Origin of the sequence: Xanthomarina sp. F1114, from assembly GCF_026410255.1 — a bacterium.
Lineage (GTDB): Bacteria > Bacteroidota > Bacteroidia > Flavobacteriales > Flavobacteriaceae > Xanthomarina.
The window spans coordinates 51,922-70,704 of record NZ_JAPMLL010000003.1; the positions used below are offsets into that span (position 1 = coordinate 51,922).

At 33.6% G+C, this 18,783-nt stretch carries 20 protein-coding genes and 1 tRNA gene; 16 read left to right on the forward strand and 5 right to left on the reverse strand.

The window, feature by feature from the left end; genetic code table 11:
- Window positions 1-2: 2 nt before the first annotated feature.
- From OS188_RS02835 to OS188_RS02855, 5 genes are all read right to left on the reverse strand, one after another.
- Entirely contained in the window at window positions 3-194 is a 192-nt protein-coding gene (locus tag OS188_RS02835) for a hypothetical protein (RefSeq protein WP_267147304.1), read from the reverse strand.
- Window positions 195-230: 36 nt separating this feature from the next.
- Entirely contained in the window at window positions 231-782 is a 552-nt protein-coding gene (gene lptC / locus OS188_RS02840) for an LPS export ABC transporter periplasmic protein LptC (protein ID WP_267147305.1), read from the reverse strand.
- A 69-nt stretch (window positions 783-851) separates the two neighbouring features.
- Window positions 852-2,228 (reverse strand): tetratricopeptide repeat protein, encoded by a 1,377-nt coding sequence (locus tag OS188_RS02845; protein WP_267147306.1) that lies wholly within the window; start codon window positions 2,226-2,228, stop codon window positions 852-854.
- 16 nt (window positions 2,229-2,244) lie between these two features.
- On the reverse strand, window positions 2,245-3,564 hold the full coding sequence (gene bamG, locus OS188_RS02850) for a beta-barrel assembly machine protein BamG (RefSeq protein ID WP_267147307.1): 1,320 nt from the start codon (window positions 3,562-3,564) through the stop codon (window positions 2,245-2,247).
- Entirely contained in the window at window positions 3,561-4,292 is a 732-nt protein-coding gene (locus tag OS188_RS02855) for a type III pantothenate kinase (RefSeq protein WP_267147308.1), read from the reverse strand. The genes bamG and OS188_RS02855 overlap by 4 nt, the downstream gene beginning before the upstream one ends.
- Window positions 4,293-4,393: 101 nt before the next feature.
- Here OS188_RS02855 and OS188_RS02860 point away from each other — a divergent pair.
- The 16 genes from OS188_RS02860 to OS188_RS02935 all read left to right on the forward strand — a co-directional run bounded on the left by OS188_RS02860 (window position 4,394) and on the right by OS188_RS02935 (window position 18,778).
- Window positions 4,394-4,469 (forward strand) — tRNA-Phe (locus tag OS188_RS02860).
- A 288-nt stretch (window positions 4,470-4,757) separates the two neighbouring features.
- Window positions 4,758-5,258, forward strand: a complete 501-nt coding sequence (locus OS188_RS02865; protein ID WP_267147309.1) for a hypothetical protein — start codon at window positions 4,758-4,760, stop codon at window positions 5,256-5,258.
- A gap of 307 nt (window positions 5,259-5,565) precedes the next feature.
- Window positions 5,566-6,120, forward strand: coding sequence for a ferritin (locus OS188_RS02870; RefSeq protein WP_267147310.1), 555 nt, complete (start codon window positions 5,566-5,568; stop codon window positions 6,118-6,120).
- 314 nt (window positions 6,121-6,434) lie between these two features.
- On the forward strand, window positions 6,435-7,286 hold the full coding sequence (locus tag OS188_RS02875) for a hypothetical protein (RefSeq protein WP_267147311.1): 852 nt from the start codon (window positions 6,435-6,437) through the stop codon (window positions 7,284-7,286).
- Between the two features lie 200 nt (window positions 7,287-7,486).
- Window positions 7,487-8,149 (forward strand): laminin B domain-containing protein, encoded by a 663-nt coding sequence (locus OS188_RS02880; RefSeq protein WP_267147312.1) that lies wholly within the window; start codon window positions 7,487-7,489, stop codon window positions 8,147-8,149.
- A 112-nt stretch (window positions 8,150-8,261) separates the two neighbouring features.
- Window positions 8,262-8,852, forward strand: coding sequence for a hypothetical protein (locus OS188_RS02885; protein ID WP_267147313.1), 591 nt, complete (start codon window positions 8,262-8,264; stop codon window positions 8,850-8,852).
- A gap of 78 nt (window positions 8,853-8,930) precedes the next feature.
- Complete coding sequence (locus OS188_RS02890) at window positions 8,931-10,247, forward strand: IPT/TIG domain-containing protein (protein WP_267147314.1); 1,317 nt, start codon at window positions 8,931-8,933, stop codon at window positions 10,245-10,247.
- 130 nt (window positions 10,248-10,377) lie between these two features.
- Complete coding sequence (locus OS188_RS02895; protein ID WP_267147315.1) at window positions 10,378-11,601, forward strand: BspA family leucine-rich repeat surface protein; 1,224 nt, start codon at window positions 10,378-10,380, stop codon at window positions 11,599-11,601.
- A gap of 67 nt (window positions 11,602-11,668) precedes the next feature.
- Window positions 11,669-12,667 carry a BspA family leucine-rich repeat surface protein gene (locus tag OS188_RS02900; RefSeq protein ID WP_267147316.1) on the forward strand — a complete coding sequence of 333 codons (999 nt, stop codon included), beginning with the start codon at window positions 11,669-11,671 and terminating at the stop codon, window positions 12,665-12,667.
- 102 nt (window positions 12,668-12,769) lie between these two features.
- Complete coding sequence (locus tag OS188_RS02905; RefSeq protein WP_267147317.1) at window positions 12,770-13,978, forward strand: hypothetical protein; 1,209 nt, start codon at window positions 12,770-12,772, stop codon at window positions 13,976-13,978.
- 281 nt (window positions 13,979-14,259) lie between these two features.
- Window positions 14,260-14,967, forward strand: a complete 708-nt coding sequence (locus OS188_RS02910) for a lipocalin-like domain-containing protein (protein ID WP_267147318.1) — start codon at window positions 14,260-14,262, stop codon at window positions 14,965-14,967.
- A gap of 252 nt (window positions 14,968-15,219) precedes the next feature.
- Window positions 15,220-15,555, forward strand: a complete 336-nt coding sequence (locus OS188_RS02915; RefSeq protein ID WP_267147319.1) for an arsenosugar biosynthesis-associated peroxidase-like protein — start codon at window positions 15,220-15,222, stop codon at window positions 15,553-15,555.
- Between the two features lie 56 nt (window positions 15,556-15,611).
- On the forward strand, window positions 15,612-16,688 hold the full coding sequence (gene arsS / locus OS188_RS02920) for an arsenosugar biosynthesis radical SAM (seleno)protein ArsS (RefSeq protein ID WP_267147320.1): 1,077 nt from the start codon (window positions 15,612-15,614) through the stop codon (window positions 16,686-16,688).
- Window positions 16,689-16,789: 101 nt separating this feature from the next.
- On the forward strand, window positions 16,790-17,290 hold the full coding sequence (locus tag OS188_RS02925; protein ID WP_267147321.1) for a rhodanese-like domain-containing protein: 501 nt from the start codon (window positions 16,790-16,792) through the stop codon (window positions 17,288-17,290).
- An 8-nt stretch (window positions 17,291-17,298) separates the two neighbouring features.
- Window positions 17,299-17,973, forward strand: coding sequence for a TIGR04282 family arsenosugar biosynthesis glycosyltransferase (locus OS188_RS02930; protein ID WP_267147322.1), 675 nt, complete (start codon window positions 17,299-17,301; stop codon window positions 17,971-17,973).
- On the forward strand, window positions 17,966-18,778 hold the full coding sequence (locus OS188_RS02935) for a purine-nucleoside phosphorylase (RefSeq protein ID WP_267147323.1): 813 nt from the start codon (window positions 17,966-17,968) through the stop codon (window positions 18,776-18,778). The genes OS188_RS02930 and OS188_RS02935 overlap by 8 nt, the downstream gene beginning before the upstream one ends.
- Window positions 18,779-18,783 lie beyond the last annotated feature (5 nt).

The window sequence follows — 18,783 nt, forward strand, 5'->3', positions numbered from 1 at the left end:
GATTACTGATCGTCTTTGTTCTCAAGCTTTTTATTAAATCTTTTTCTAAAGAAAAACATAAATACAGCTGCTGCAGCTAATAATAAAGAAGCAATATCAAGAGTTCCTTCCTTTAAATACACTGATACAACATTGTAAAAAAAGATAATAGCAAACACTAAATAGGCGTATTGAAAAAACTTAAATAATTTCATTTCGATATGTTAAAGTTGGTGTGTAAAGATAAAGAATTATTCGTCAAGTGTAATGATTCCGTCGATTTCTAATACTTGAGCTTGATTAAATTTTGTATCGGAATCGAAACCTTTACCATTTATAACGTCTTGCCCTGTTCTAAAAGTTACGGGTTTATTTGTAAAAAGCCACTCTCTTTTTTGATCGTAATAGAGTTGTTCTGCAAATAACGTATCGTTATTGGCAGAAGACAAGACCACGTTTCCTTGCAGATCTATTATTCCAGTTTTATCGTATGCTATTGCATAGTCTGCAATAACATTACTTTTTTGGTTTTGTTCATCGAATAAATCTAAGTCGATACCGTCTGGAAACTCGTTAAAAACAAAATCTCTATTGGAATAATCCAACATTTTAGGGCTTTTTAAATTGGCAGTCACTCTTCCAGAATCCGTTCGAATAAGGTTAATATGTTCTGCAACACCCATAGGTTCGTTTTCAGAAACACCTATTTTTTTAACTTCATCGAAGTTATTTTTACAAGAATTGAGCACAATAAAAATTATGCAGTAAATAAGAAAGTTTTTATGTGAATTATATATACCCATTTTAAAAAAACATAGTCACAGCAAAAGCTGTGACTATGTGATTAATTTTATGTGGAAAAATTTTATTCATTATAAACTTGGAACAGTTACACTATCTCCAATCCAACATCCAATGTTTATTTTCTGACCAGCGTTACCTTCGCTAAAAATTTCAGATTTCTGTGGTGCTTTAGCTCTATAACTTGCTGCAGATTGGGCAGCAGCGCTCTTTAATGTTGGGTCTACTCGACCTGCTTTTTCTGCTTCAATAGCTGCTAACCAGAATACGGCACGTTTGTTAAAGTTAGAATCTCCACAGTTGTTTGCACTTCTATTATACATGTCTGCAATTTTTAAATGCGGACGTCCGTTAGAAGGGTTAAATTTTAAAGCATTTCTAAAGTATGATCTTGCAGAACCAAAGCTACCTTTAGCTTTTAACTTATCTCCAATTTTCTCATAAAGTTTTGCTTTTTTGAAACTATCAGATTCTAAGCTTAAAGCTTGTTCGTAGAACTTAAGCGCTTCGTTAGACTTTCCTTCTTTATCTTTTAATATCCCTAAGTAATAAGCTGAATTAGCAGATGGGCTTAAATCGTGATATGCATTTACTAATTTAAAGAATAATGGATCGTCTGTACATTCTTTGGCAGACATGTTCCCAGCAGCTCTTTGTAACCAAACAGCATCATTTTTATTAGCTTCAAAATCTTTACTGTATAAAGGAATTAAATTCTCACAATTAGCTCTAGACCCTAATTTACTATTAATACTTCCAGAAATCTGATCGTAAGCTTTTAAATAGCTTTCGTACATTTTCTTATATCTTCCTTCTTTACTTGTTAAAGCTGTACCAGCATCTTCTTTTTCAATAAGTTCGTTTAAGCTTTCTGAATAGTTAGCAACTTCCTTATCTACTTTTTCAACAACCTCATCATATTTAGTAAACAATTCACCTGCAGATTTTTTACCGGCATCAAATAGGTCTACCATTAAAGAAAAATATGTATATAAGGATTTTGGATTAGTAAAAGTCTCTGCATCTGCTTTGTATACAGCATCAAAACAAGCGTATAATTCTTCGTCAGATTTATTTAGAACTTCTCTATTATCATATAATAACTGACAAGATTTAGCTCCAAATTCACCCTTTGGTGTTTTACTTGCGAAATTAGCTTCTCTCTCTTCCCAAAGTTTTACTAAATCGTTAATATAAGCAACCTGTTCAGTTCCGGTAGACTTTTCAATCTTGTCGTTAAGAATACTTTCTCCATAAACGTAAATTGCTCTACTGTAATTTGGATTTCTTTTCCTTAATTCCATAAAAGGTTTATATGCAGCGTCGTAATTTTTCGCTTTAGCATATTCAGACATGATAGATAAAGTACTTGAATCCTCATCTTGAGCAGTCACAAAATTCAATCCTAAAAATAAGGTTAATAGCAAGAATGTAATTTTGGTTTTCATAATATTTAGTTTATTCTTAATTAAATTTTCTTCTTTGGAACCATCTGTCGTTGAACGAGAAGCTTAATTGGAAATTAATAAAATTTTCTTGAATTAAATTGCTACTTGTTGTTCCTTTCTTTCCAAACTCTACACCAATGTTGGCATTAGAGAATGAGTTCCCCATTGGTAATCCTACTCCAAAAGATATGCCAAACTCGTTTATAGCCTCGTCATTAATGTTTAATCCAGTTTCTTCAAATCGAACTCCAGCTCTATAAACCACTCTACTTAAATAACTTGAGAATGAATTATAATCTGGAATAAAAAATCCTCCAACAGAAAATGCTGAGGCTCCAGAATACTTAACATTTCCTGCAGAATCGCTAGCTGCATATAATGCGTTTTCAAATTTACTTGTGTCTAAATATGAATATTCTGCACCTACAAACCATATTCTAGGTTGCCCAATTCCAGCTCCGAAAGCTAACCTGGATGGAATAACAAAATCCGTATATCTTAAACCTTGTGCTTCTAAATTGGCATCTATAGAATTAATAACATTTTCATTACCATTAATCTGATTTATGGTAATGGTATTAAATGTACGAGAATTATTTGAAGATAAATTTGTCTTTGGTCTATATGTTAATGATGTGGTTAATTCAAACTCATCTTTAATCATTTTCGTATATGTTAATCCAAGATTTACTCCTAATCCTCCTAAATCTGATCTATTATCTTCTCTTGTTTGGTATTGTGCCAAACTTCCTTCATGCGTATAGACGTATTCAATGGTATTGTTTTTAATACTACCAAAGTTATACCCAAAATCTACACCAACACTTAATTCGTCAGAAATTAAATATCCTAATGAGGCATACACCTTATTAACTCCACCTTCACCTCTAAATTTACTTTGTAGATTATCCTCATTATTCAAGGTTTCTAATTTGTAACCTACAGTTGTATAAGGTATCAGCCCCATACCTAACCCAAATCTTCCAATTGGAAAAGACATTGCAAGATAATCTAAAGTGGTTGAATTTACCTTATCTGATGCAGATTCACTTTTTAGTTTAGAATTAGAGTGACCTCCACCAATAGCAAATTTTACAGGCCTACTTTCGTTATTATATTGGGCTAAGTTTTTAGTTGCGTAAGATGCTGGGTTTCTTAAATTTAAATGAATACTATCTGAATAAATACTCAACCCTCCCATACTTCTGTTCTCGACAGTTCCTTTAAATTTTAAGCTACCTATACCATAAAATGAATATGGTGAGGCCGTACCTTCTTGGGCGTAACTTTGAATTGCACACAAGGCAATAAAAACTAATACAAGTTTTTTAATCATTCGGTTGAATTAAATTGTAAAATATGGTTCAATCCTATTAATAGGAAATTTGAGTTGGCAAATATGCTATTTTTAAATTGTTTTGACAAGAAATTAGCATCTCCTCCTGTTAAAATAACTGTTAAATCTGAATATTTCTCTTTATAACTGTCTATTACACCATCTATTTCGTTTAAAATACCAAAAACAATTCCTGTGTGAATGGCGTTTTCTGTTGAGTTTCCAATGATGTCTTCCGGTAACTTTGTTTCTATTAACGGTAATTTGGCTGTAAAATTATTCAAAGATTTATATCTCATTCGTAATCCTGGCGAAATAGCACCGCCTAAAAAATTATTTTTGTCAGAAATAAAATCATAGGTAATACACGACCCCATATCTATTATCAAACAATTTTTATTTGGAAATTGTTTAACGGCTGCACTTACTAAAGCCAATCTATCTACTCCCAGCGTTTTTGGAGTAGCATATAAATTATTAAATGGCAATTTAGTTTCCGAATCTAAAACTATTACTTTTAAACGTTGTTTTACAAAATTTAAAGCCTGTTCATCAAGTTTTCCTACGGAAGAAATGACACATTTATTAATTTTAGGATATTTTTTTAAAAATAATTCAAATTCATTTTTAACTTCATTTTCTTCAACCGAAGATTGAAACACAACCTCATCTTGCTGAAAAACAGCAAATTTAATAAAAGTATTTCCAATATCTATAATTAAATTCATGGCTCGTTTTAAGGTTGCAAATTTACAAAACGATTTTTTATTTACTTTCATTTGGCGAATAATAAAATTGATTCTATATTTGCACTCGCAATTATGCAATTGGTGCCTTAGCTCAGTTGGTAGAGCAAAGGACTGAAAATCCTTGTGTCCCTGGTTCGATTCCTGGAGGCACCACCACTAAAAACCCGAACAAATGTTCGGGTTTTTTGGTTTTTATATTTAATTATACTTTTATATTACAGTACCTTTCTTATCTCCCATATCAATACCTATAATACAAATTCAACCTCTTCCAAAACATTCACAATTTTCCATTTATAATTATTGCTTTATTTTAAAGACAGCTCTCAATTGACATAAATCATTAATCTTCAAGGAAATTACATGTAACTTTATAGCTACATTCTTAAACTGTTTGTAAATACAATAAAAGAAACAGCTAATTGAAGTTAAAAATCTACCCTTATGTCCATATTTAAAAAAACAGTGATAATTACCTTATTAGGTTTACTAAGTTTCGTATTGTACCTCTCACTGTTTTATAATCCTTGTGGCTACAGTCTTTTCTCGAAAAAAACTCCTGACAAATACAACTTACTAATAGCCAACGAAGGAAGCCATTTTAAAGATTCTTTGGTTAGTCTAATTATACAACATTACAACTCTAAACCGGTAAACATTAAAGTAATTTCCTTGAGTTCTCTATCCGATGCTCAGCCTAAAAATCAGGATGCTATACTTATTCTTCATTCCTGGTACACATGGAAGCCACCTAAAGAAGTTGAAATATTTATAAATAACCATTATCGCTGCTTAAATAACATTTTAGTATTTAGTACTTCATATCAAGGAGACCTGAAAATAGAAGAGTTAGATGCCATTACTGGCTCATCAAAAATGATTGATGTGAAAAATTACGCTTCAAAAATTATAAAAAAACTCAGCCCATTACTCAATAACTACTAAATCAACTTAAGTAGCGCAGCCTATATTCCATCTCGCTTAAACCCTGTAAAAACAAATAGAGACAGGATTTAAAGAAAATGTCTTTAAACTGAGGTAAAACCAGATAACAGAAGAACTAACCCTAAATTTTAAGCTAAAACTATTAAGGTTTAAATCTTGCTTTCTGTGATATATTGCACTTGTTTAAAATACTTAAGAACTTCTTCAGAAAACAAATAACGCATTTGAGTTAAAATTTAATTCTAAGTAGTTAACCTTTCTTAAGGCTATTCAAGACCTTTATTAAAGCATAAAAAAACCATATAAAATGAACACCAACAGATTATCAAAAAAAATAGAAACAATTTTAAACCATCAAGTAACCAAAGAGGCAGAAGCCGCTCAAATATATTTATCTTATGGCTGTTGGGCGGACAGTGAAGGTTATGGCGGAATAGCCAATTATTTGTTTCGCCACTCTCAAGAAGAACGAGACCATATGATGAAAGTTATGCAATACATTATGGAGCGTGGAGGAACAGCAAAAATTGATGCAGTTAAAGCTCCCCCAGCTAACCCAAAAAATTTGCAAGACTGTTTTGAAAAAACCTTTAAACATGAAGTTGACAACACCAACGCTATTTATGAAATTGTAAATTTAGCTCATGAGGAAAAAGATTGGGCAACTTATAATTTTGCGCAATGGTTTGTTAAAGAACAAATAGAAGAAGAGAAATTGGTTCTTGAACTGTTAGACAAATTAAAAATTGCCGGAGGCCCGAAAGCAAGTGATGAATCCTTATTAAATTTAGACACTCAATTAGGAAAAGAACCAGATTCTGTTTCTCTAGCTAGAGAGGCCAATACTGAGAATCCTGAATAAAAAATATTATTTTAATAAATAGAGAATAGCAAGTCCTAATTAGGCTTGCTATTTTTTTGTTTTTTAATTGACTCTAATCCATAGTTAAACTAATTCTTCAATCGTATTATTAACCTAGAAACTTAAAGAAGACAATCTTTTTATTCGAGCATACACTAAAATAGCTCTTAAACAAAAAACATATAATACTCTCGAAATAAAACAATTACACTCATGCAGGAAATGAAAATTAATGTTTCTATAATTGATTTATAAATTCATGTTAACCTTTGATCATTATTACTATTAAGTAATGTAACTAAAACCTTAAAAACATGAAAAAGATATATTTATTTTCAATAACAACTTTACTCATTTTCGCATTTGCAGGACCTGTTAATGCCCAACGCGGTTGGATAAAGAGACAGGTAAAAAAAGATATGAAAGAAAAATATGCTGAGCCCGAAAAAGAGAAGGGACGTGAAGCACTTAAAGATGTTACTTACGAAAATGACAGTCGTTATCCTGTTCCAGAAAATCCGGTACAAGCAACTCTTTCAATGGAAACAACAACTTTTAAAAACAATGGGAAAGTGAAAGAGACCACCACGGCTAAAATGGTTTTTGGAAACACTGGAGAGTGTATGATTATGAATGAAGGTACTAAAAATGAAAATCGCATACTTTTCGATTATAAAGGCGCTGCAATGTATATGATAGATCCTAAAGAAAACACAGCCACAAAAATGCCTATGATTAACTTTCAAAAAATGGCCGAAAAGCTTGCAGGAGATCAAATAGACCTTGAAGACAGTAATGGCGTATGGCAACGAACGGACGAAACTAAAACTATTTATGGTCATAATTGCCGAAAGTACATTTACACTAACAGCAAAGAAAAAACTACTATGCATGCCTGGGTAACTAAAGAAATTAGTATTGACCTAAGTGGAAATCACCTATTTGGTGGACAGATTAAAGATTTCTCTAACAGTTCTGTGCTAACCAAATCTTCAAAATTAGACGAAAACTATCCACAAGGTATGATGGTAAGAAGTGTGCACTTCGAAAAAAACAGAGAAACACCAAGTATGCAAATGGATATAACTTCTCTTGAAAATAAATCAGATGCTAAATACTTCGATTTGAGTAATTACAAAGTAAATGATGTTCTAGATAAATTATAGTAATTATAAATTCTCAAAAACTCTATATCCTTCATTAACATTATAAATCTTATTTTATAATACCTAAGCACAAAAGATTCACACAAGCAGGCAGCAATTTTAAGCATTAATATGTACGATTTCCAAATTTGTACATAATACATGTTAACTTTTGATGCATTCATACATTAAACAAATCAATATAAAACATTTTAAAAAAAATGAAAAATCAAATCAAAACACCCCAAAGCAACAAACCATTCATTTATTTCATATTATCCACCCTTTTTTTATTTACAATAGCCAGTTGCAGTAGCGATGATGACACAACAGAACCTCCGGTGAATAACGACAACATTATTAACATAAGCCAATTTCAAACAGATGCACAAGGTTGGCGAATTACTGGCGATGCACAAGGTGGTTATGTAGAAGCCTCTTACTCTCCGGATGGCGGGGTAAACGATGGCTATATTTATGCAGACGACGATGTCGCTGGAGGCGTTTGGTACTTTACAGCACCAGATTTATATCACGGAAACAAGTCTGTTTATTATAATGCTACACTTAGTTTTAGTTTGTTCCAAACCTCTGCTATGGACAATCAATTTGAAAATGCTGATATTATTTTTAGAAATGGTTCTGACCAAATAACTTACGTTCATGCATTAACTGATTACCCAACAAGCGAATGGACTGATTATAGCTTAAAAATTAGTACAGAAAGCGGCTGGCTAAAAGGTGATTTCGATAGTGGCACTCCAGCAACTGAAGCCGAAATTAAAGCCATATTATCTAATGTAACCGAGTTTTCCATTCGTGGAGAATTTCAGTCGGGGCCAGATACAGGTGGAATGGATAATATTAAAATAAGTTTAGAATAAACTGGTAATCAATGTGGTTCAACACATTTTATTAGTTACCACATTTAGCTATAAATTAAAAAAAACCAAACACTTAATTGCAATTTTGTAACACAATTAAAAATTATTAATCATGAAAACAAAAATAGACTTTTTTAAGACCTTTTTTGCTCCAATCATACTCATTGTCGCTTTTGCAAGTTGTAGCAGTGATGACAATATAACGAATCCAAACAATCCAAATCCAAACCCAACTGGAAATTCTGGAGTAGCACACACCTATAATATTACCGTTGACGGACAATCATATTCTGGAACAGTAGAAAACGTTTCTGACGGAGAAGGCGAGAATGGTGCTGTTCAAGCCTCATCACTCGCTATTAACGAGGACGGCGTAACGCACGTTACTTTTACACTAAAAAACAATGATATTACGGCACAAGGTCTTTTTGATTTCCCAATAGGAGAGAGTACCAATCTCCCGTTTAGTGGAGATGCTCAGATATATTTTACATTTCCAACGGATTCTGGATTAAACTATAGCTCAGATTCAGGAACTGCTAACCTAACCATTCGCGAACAGGTTTTTGTTTTAGGAATACCAATATTTTCCGAACTCACCATTGAATTTAATGGTACGTTTACCTATCGTGATAACAATGATGATTTGCAATCAACAACGGCCTCTGGTACTATTAAAATAAACCTACCTCCTGGATATTGAGCACACCCAAAAAACAGTTAAGTTAATTACTGTTTAAAAAAGATACACCATTAAATTTTACTAAAAAATAATGTGATCATGAAATATTTAAAAACAACACTCAAACCTTTAATTTTAATACTTGCCATGGCTTTTGCGGTTACAAGTTGTAGTAGCGATGATGATACCCCTACTCAACCTACTCCAACTGCTACTGTGAATAACATTTCACCAGTAAGTGGACCAAAAGGCACCGTTGTAACCATTAGTGGTAACCATTTTGGTAGTAACACAAATAACATCAAAGTATTTTTTAATAATATGGAAGCTGCTGTTCAGACAGTATCCAATACAGAGATTACTGTTACTGTTCCACCAAGAGCTTATACAGGAATGGTAAAAGTAATGGTTAATAGCACGGAAATAATAGCACACGAATTCGAATATATTATTTCAGAATTTCAGGTAAGTACGTTTGCAGGAAGTACTAATGGTTTTGCAGATGGAACAGGAATTGATGCACAATTTGATTATCCAAGGGGAATAACCATCGATAATGCAGGAAACTTTTATATTACAGACACTGGAAATCATAAAATTAGAAAAATAAATCCTAATGGAACGGTCAGTACCATAGCAGGAAGTATCGAAGGTGATGCTGATGGAACAGGTACTAATGCACAATTTAATGCTCCAGAAGGAATAGCTATAGATAGTCAAGGTAATCTCTATATCGCTGATAGAGACAATAATAAAATACGAAAAATCACACCAAATGGAGCAGTCACGACTTTAGCAGGAAATACAGCTGGCTACGCTGATGGAACCGGTGCAGATGCGCAATTTTACGGCCCGACAGGAATAACTGTTGATAATCAAGACAATCTCTATGTAGCGGATAATAATAACAATAAAATTCGCAAAGTCACCCAGAATGGGGTGGTTAGTACAGTAGCAGGTAATAATTCTGGTGATACGGATGGAACAGGAACTAACGCACAATTTAATGGTCCACAAGAAATAACCGCAGATAGCCAAGGAAACCTCTACATAGCTGATTCTGGTAATCATAAAATACGAAAAATCAACTCAAGTGGTGAAGTTTCGACTATAGCTGGAAGTATCGAAGGTAATGCAGATGGAACGGGAATTGATGCACAATTTGCTACTCCACTTGGAATAACTTTGGATAGTCAAGGCAACCTCTATATAGCAGACAGCTATAATCACAGAATTCGAAAAATCACGCCTAGTGGTCTTGTTAGCACCATAGCTGGTAGTTCCCCAGGTTATACAGACGGAACAGGAGCAAGTGCACAATTTTATTTCCCTCTTAAAATAATAATAGATAGCCAAGACAATCTTTATGTTTCGGATAGAAATAATAACAAAATTCGCAAAATTACTCCAGAGTAAATACTAACTTTTATCAAAACCAATAATCTGCTTTATAATTAAAAGTAGAAATGCGACTAGTAAATTGGTTCAAGTCGGAATTAATACTGAACAAACAAAACCTCAAACTATCACTAAAAATAATTGAAAAATGAAAGCACAACAAAATTATTTTAAAATTCTACTACTATTACTCTGTGCTGGCTTTGCCTTAAACAGTTGTCGTAGCGATGATGACAACCCTGCGCCAACAACCACATACCAAATTGGCATAACAGCTTCGCCAAGTGAAGGTGGAACCGTTTCTCCACAAAGTGGTGCGTTTGAAAAAAACCAACAAATAGAACTAACTGCCACCCCAAATACGAGTTGGCAATTTAAAGAATGGCAAGGCAATGTTACTGGTACCGACAACCCCATGCAACTTACCGTAGATGAAGCAAAAACCGTAACAGCTGTTTTTGAAAGAGACTTATTTTATCTAGCAGATAACGGCGTTACTATCATGGCTCCTGAGGCTGCCGTTGGGGACACTGGCGTTATTAATGGCATAACCTACACCAAACGTACAGTAGACCAAATTACTCCAGAAAATGCTGAAACAACATGTACCACTGACATTACTGATATGTCACAACTATTTAAAGACAAAACTACGTTTAACGGAGATATCAGTCATTGGGACGTGAGCAACGTAACAGTCATGCGCGCAATGCTTAGTGGTGCTAGCACCTTTAATCAAGACCTCAATAGCTGGAACGTGAGCAATGTAACGCAAATGGATAGAATGTTTAGTGGTGCTGTCGCTTTTAACGGAAATATTAGCAACTGGAATGTAAGTAGTGTAACGACAATGGAGCACATGTTCCGTCATGCTAATAGCTTTAACGGAAATATTAGCAACTGGAATGTGAGTAACGTAACGCTTTTCAAAAGTATGTTTAATGATGCTAGTATCTTTAACAGTGACCTCAGCAACTGGAACGTAAGCAGTGCAACGAATATGACTGCAATGTTTTACGATGCCAGCTCCTTTAATCAGAACCTCAATAACTGGGATGTGAGCCATGTAACGGAAATGACTAGTATGTTTTCTAATGCCGAAGAATTTAACGGAAACATAAGCAACTGGGACGTAAGCAATGTTACAATGATGCAATACATGTTCTGGAGAGCTACCAGTTTCAATCAAGACATCGGTAATTGGGATGTAAGTAATGTTACTGACATGAAATGGATGTTCCGAAATGCAACCAATTTTAACCAAAACTTAACTGGGTGGTGCGTAACCAATTTAGCTACCGAACCCACAGATTTTGCCTTAAACAGTGCCTTAACTAACAGTAACAAACCAGTTTGGGGGACTTGTCCTTAAACAAGAACGGTATCCAATAAACACGTTTAAAACAAAAAATTAATATGAATAACTTAAAAATAAAATTATGAAAAACCTACAAACAGCCTTTAAACCTTTAATTTTAATGTTTGCTATGGCTTTTGTTTTTACAAGTTGTAGTAGCGATGATGATAATTCTGCGCCAACAACCACTTACCAAATTGATATAACAGCTTCGCCAAGTGAAGGTGGAACTACACTACCACAAAGTGGTGATTTTGAAAAAGATCAACTAATAGACTTAGCCGCAATACCAGCAGACGGTTGGCATTTTAAAGAATGGCAGGGCGATGTAACTGGTGCTGAAAATCCTAAACAAATAACAGTTGATGCAGCTAAAAACATAACGGCCGTATTTGAAAGAGACTTATTTTATCTAGCAGATAACGGCGTTACTATAATGGCTCCTGAGGCTGCCGTGGGAGATTCAGGTATAATAAACGGTATAGTTTATACCAAACGTACCGCCGACCAAATTACCCCAGAAAATGCAGCGACTACCTGTACCAGTGGCATAGAAGATATGCGTGGTTTATTTGATACTGAAGCTTTTTTTAATGAAGACATCAGCCATTGGGACGTGAGCAACGTAACAGATATGAGTGGCATGTTTTATTTTGCGTATGAATTCAACCAAGATATTAGCCATTGGGATGTAAGCAACGTAACAGATATGAGTACTATGTTTGGAGAAGCTTCCAGTTTCAACCAAGATATTAGCCAATGGAATGTGAGTAACGTTACTGATATGTATAGTATGTTTTTCTTTGCAGGCAGCTTTAACCAAGATATTAGCCAATGGGATGTAAGCAACATACCAAGTATGAGTAGTATGTTTGAGGGAGCTTCCAGTTTTAACCAAGATATTGGAAACTGGAATGTAAGCAATGTATCAAACATGGCTTATATGTTTTCTTCTGCAACCAACTTTAACCAAGACCTCTCTGGTTGGTGTGTAACCAACATAGTCACTGAACCCACTAATTTTGCATCAAACAGCGCACTAACCAATAATAATAAACCAGTTTGGGGTACATGCCCGTAAAGCGGGCATCAATATATGACAAATCTTTTAGACAGATCATTAAATTGATTTACAACAAATACAATTAGAAAAACACAATATTAATCACCTAAATAAATAAACATGAAAAACTTACAAATGAATTTTAAACCTATAATACTTTTACTATTAATTGGCTTTGCTTTTAGTAGTTGTAGTAGTGATGATGACCCGATAGACGAACCCACAACTGGACTAGAAACCAAACTATTAGCCTGCAACTCCTTTCAGAGTAATAATGTAGATGCTATTCTCTTACTAGAAAATAGAAATGATGGCGTTGATTATATTATTGATTGCGTTGTTTCTGTAGAAGTCGACCTAAAAATTGAACCAGGCGTTGTTATTGAGTTTACCGATGGATCAGGAATGAATATTCGATCTGGCGGTTCCTTAATTGCAGAAGGAACACAAAACAAGATGATAACCTTTACAGCAGAAACGAAACAAAAAGGTGCTTGGAAAGGTGTTATTTCTTCTAGCCAAAGTGTCAGAAATCGTTTAGATTATGTAACTATGGAATATGCTGGAGGCGGTCAATTATCTAGTAACTTTGAACCGGCCATTTTAACTCTTGAACGAGATGCGACTTTTAAATTAAATAATGTTACCATTAAAAACAGTTTAAACTATGGTTTTGTTGCAACTTCTAGAGGTTATAACATGGAGTTAAATAATGTTACAATCTCCGACTGTGACATACCTGCTTATGTAGTTACAAATGTTGTAAGTGATATCTCTGGAGGAGATTTTACAGGAAACACAACAGATGTCATTAGATTAAGTGCTGGTACAAATGGTGCTATTGGAACAAGCCAAACATGGAAAAACTTAAGTGTACCATATCGTACTGCACATGATATTATTATTGTAGATGGAGCTCAGTTAACTCTAGAGCCTGGTTTAACTTTAGAATTTGAAGATAATATAGGCTTAGAATTAGATAAGATATTTGACGATGGGAGTTCAATAGTTGCTGTAGGTACTCCAACAGAACCTATTACTTTTACTGGCGCTACAAAACAAGCAGGAGCGTGGAAATCACTTTCAATTCGACGCACGTCATCTTTATTTACTGAATTTAACAATGTTATAATTGAATACGCTGGTGGTTCTGGAGCTGGTGGCGCTATTGGCATGTGGGTAAATCCTGTCCTAACCGTTACTAATACAACCTTTAAAGATATAAATGGTTGTGCTTTATTCAACAAATATAATCCAACAAATCCCAATCTTACACAAAGCAATAATACAACAGAAAATGTAAGTGGCGGACTTCTTTGCGGAGAGTAATTAAAGCATGAAACTTTTTTCGGTTTATAAAATGAAAAATAAAGTGACTAAAAAACAATAAACAATTCTAAACTAAAGCATCCTAGTATTTAAAGTAATACATATTTACTTCTAAAAACTAAGATGCTTATTTTTTTGAACTATATAAATAACTGAGTTTTTTTTCACTTGTGATTTAAAAATTAACAAGATACTATGTTAACCCTTTCTTTTTATATCTATAAAAGCATGAACGATTATATATTCCTAAAAAAAATAAATTAACCCAAATAAAATTAATTATGAAAAAATTACAAACAACTTTCAAGCCTTTAATACTTTTACTATTAGTTGGCTTCGCTTTTAGTAGCTGCAGTAGTGATGATGATAGCGCTCCTGCAAACCAAGCACCAAATATATTTAATGTTACAGATGTGTCTAATGATGCCGATTTACAACCCCAACTATCTTGGGAATCAGCAACCGACCCAGAAAATGATGCCATAACTTATCAAGTGTATTTAGATACACAAAACCCACCACAAACAAGTATTGCTAGTAACCTGAATACAACATCATATTCCACGCAAACAGACTTACAACCTGAAACCACGTATTACTGGATGGTTGTGGCAAAAGATACTCATGGAAATACAACACAAAGCAATATAGATAGCTTTAAAACTAGAGAACTGACTACTGGTGAAATCCTTGTAGGAAAATGGTATTTTGAAGGTCAGGCCGGTGCACCAGCACCTTCTGAATGCAAAAAAAACTCATTCATTAATTTCACGGATAGCTTATCTTTTCAATTAAGCAATTATGACGAAAACACAAATGGAGATTGTGTTTTAATGAATAGCGAAAACGGGACTTATACTATTATTGATGAATTTCAATTTGAAGTTACAATAAACAACAATACTGATATTTGGAACATTCAATCCATATCCACAACTGAACTTGTAGTAAATATTAGTGGGACTATTGGAACCTTTGTTAAGGAATAAAAACAGCAACCATACAGAAAAAGCCATTTCAACAAGAAGTTTGAAATGGCTTTTTTTATTCCTTAAATTAAGATTTAGTTTTTATTTTAATGTAAATTAAATCTGCTATGATTGATAAAGTTACAGACATATAAATCTACGAACTTTATTCTATTAGATTTTTCTTTTTACATCATCTTTACTTTTTTTATGTAAACTTTAATAGACAACTCCGACATAAATTGGTACATTCATCTTCCAAAAGTAAAAACTATGCAAAAGACATATTACGATCCAGCTGATCTTAGAAAATTTGGTAAAATCTCAGAATGGAACGAAGAGCTTGGCTCAAAATTTTTCGAATATTATAATTCTGTTTTTAAAGAAGGAAAACTTTCAGAAAGAGAAAAATCGTTAATCGCCTTAGCTGTAGCCCATACCATTCAATGCCCTTATTGTATTGATGCCTATACTGGAGATGGTTTACAAAGAGGAATTACCAAAGAAGAAATGATGGAATCTCTACACGTAGCTTCGGCTATTCGTGGTGGCGCTTCTTTAGTTCATGGCGTCCAAATGATGAATAAAGTGAATAAATTAGATGGCTAAGGTTAAAACCTTTTCTTCATTTATTTAGTAAGAATTATAAAAAGACATTCCAATTAATGGCAACAAAATCCCTACATAAACTAGGAAGTGATTTAGCACAAAGTAATAAGCAATTAAAAATACTCTCTAACGGTATCTTTAAAAATGGTGAATTACCAACGTTTAAAAATAAAATATCTGAGTCGGGTCAATTCCCTCTTAGAGCAAAAAAATTAGAGATTTTACAAATTAATGTTGGCTATATGTGTAATCAAGTTTGCGATCATTGCCATGTAGATGCTGGACCAGACAGAAAAGAAATCATGACAAGAGACACCATGAAACAGTGTCTTGAGCTTATAAAAAAATCTGAAGCTCATACCTTAGATTTAACTGGTGGCGCGCCAGAAATGAATCCAGATTTTAGATGGTTTGTAGAGGAGGCCGCAAAAGTTGGAATCAAAGATTTTATTGTACGCTCCAATCTAACCATTATTAGAGCCAACAAAAAATATTACAATTTACCAGACTTTTTTAAAAAACACAATATTCACGTAGTCTCCTCAATGCCACATTGGACTAAAGGAAAAACAGACAAGCAAAGAGGTTCTGGCGTTTTTGATAAATCGATTAAAGCTTTACAGGATTTAAATGCCGTTGGCTACGGAATGCCAGGTAGCCATTTAAAATTAGATTTAGTTTACAATCCTTCAGGTGCATTTTTACCAGGAAATCAGGCAGCTATGGAAAAAGACTTCAAAAAAGCTTTACTTGAAGATTTTAATATTCAATTCCACAATCTGTTTGCTATTACAAATTTACCAATTGCACGTTTTTTAGATTATCTAATTGCAAGCGACAATTACGAAGATTATATGTATTCCTTAGTGGAAGCCTATAATCCTGCAGCTGTTTCAAACCTTATGTGTAAAAACACATTATCCATTAGCTGGGATGGTTATTTATTTGATTGCGATTTCAATCAAATGCTGGAACTACCTGTAAACAGTAAATCGAAACATGTTTCAGAGTTTAACCAAGAACTATTGGAAGGACGAAACATTGTTATTTCCCAACACTGTTACGGCTGTACGGCTGGTGCTGGAAGCAGTTGCCAAGGGAATCTAATTCCTGCAAAAGCAGGAATCTCTTAGCTATGATTACACAAAACACGCTCACAGAAACCCTTATTCCAGTCTACCCGTTTCGGATAGATAGGAAAAACTTTTAGCTTAGCGAAGCTAATCTCATAAGTATGAAACCACAAATCGTCTTTATATTAACACTCTTTTCAGTTATTCAGATAGGCTTTTCTCAGGAATCCCTGTCTGAATTATTAAAAAAGCACAATACACATCAAATCCCTTATATCTCTGTTGAAGAATTAGCTATGCCTAAAACAAAAGCCATTATTTTAGATGCCCGCGAGTATGAAGAATACCAAGTAAGTCATCTAAAAAATGCTGTTTTTGTTGGCTTTAATGATTTTAATTTAGAAAACACCAGCAAACAAATTAAAAACAAACAACAGACTATAGTGGTTTATTGTTCGCTAGGAATTCGCTCCGAAAATATTGCTGAAAAACTTTCAAAAGCAGGCTATACCAACATCTACAATCTATACGGAGGTGTTTTTGAATGGAAAAACAAAGGCTTTGATGTCTATGATACCAATGAAACCAAAACTGAAAAGGTTCATGCTTTTTCTCCCGAATGGAGTAAATGGCTAACTTCAGGAAAAAAAGTTTTTAAATAATTTAATCCATGGGAATATTAAGTACAAAAGACACAAATAGTGCTAATGATATGAATTTCGATTTTCATTTTCCAACCTCTAAAAAAGCCATCATCATTTTTGCTAGAAATCCTGAACTAGGAAAATGTAAAACCCGTTTAGCAGAAACTATTGGAGACCATGCTGCTTTAAACGTATATAAATATTTATTACAACATACGGCTAATATCACCGAAAAAGTAACAGCAGATAAATTTGTGTTTTACTCCGAACATATTCATAAAAACGATATTTGGGATGAAGATATCTTTATAAAAAAACTCCAACAAGGCTCAGATTTAGGTGTAAGAATGAAAAATGCTTTTTTGGAGCTATTTAATTCCGGATATGAGAAAATAGTTATTCTGGGAAGTGATATTTTAGATTTAAAATCAGAACATATCTCCAAAGCATTTCATACATTAGACACACAGGATGTTGTTATTGGTCCAGCTTTTGACGGAGGGTATTATTTACTGGGAATGAAACAACTTCATCCTCATATTTTTGAAAATAAACGCTGGGGAACCCATACAGTTTTAAAAGATACTTTAGAGGATTTAAAACAGTTAAACACCTACCAATTAGAAACATTAAATGACATTGACACTTTTGAAGACCTCAATAAAAATAACATACTTAAAGAATTAATTACCAATGATTAAATTTATTACAGAAACAGCAGAATACCTTGAAGAAAAAGGTTTTAAAAACCCTGAAATAGGCATCATTCTTGGCACTGGCTTAGGCAAATTAATTAACGATATAGACATTATTGCCGAAGTTAGCTATAACCACATTCCAAACTTTCCAACGGCAACCGTAGAGTTCCATAAAGGAAAACTAATTTACGGAAACTTAGAGGGTAAAAAAGTGATTGTCATGCAAGGCCGTTTTCATATCTACGAAGGTTATTCCTTGCAAGACGTTACCTACCCCGTTCGGGTTATGGAAAAATTAGGTATAAAAACCTTGCTGGTTTCCAATGCTTCTGGCGCTATAAACAATAGCTTTAAAAAAGGAGAATTAATGCTAATTGAAGATCATATTAATCTTCAAGGCAGCTCTCCTCTGGCATTTAGAGGTGTAGAACTTTTAGGCGAACGTTTTACAGATATGAGCGAGCCCTATAATAAAAAATTAAATACAACATTTAAAGATATTGCCAAGACTAATAATATTGCTTTGCACCAAGGTGTTTATGCTAGTGTGGTTGGACCTCAACTAGAAACCAGAGCAGAATATAGAATGTTAAAAATTATCGGGGCAGATGCAGTAGGCATGAGTACGGTTCCGGAAATTATTGTTGCCAATCATTTAAAACTAAAAGCTGCTGCTGTCTCAGTTTTAACAGATGAATGTGACCCAGACAATTTAAAACCAGTAAATATTGATGAGATTATTGAAATGGCAGGAAAAGCCGAGCCGCAAATGATTGTTTTATTTAAAGAATTAATCAAAACACTTTAGTTCTA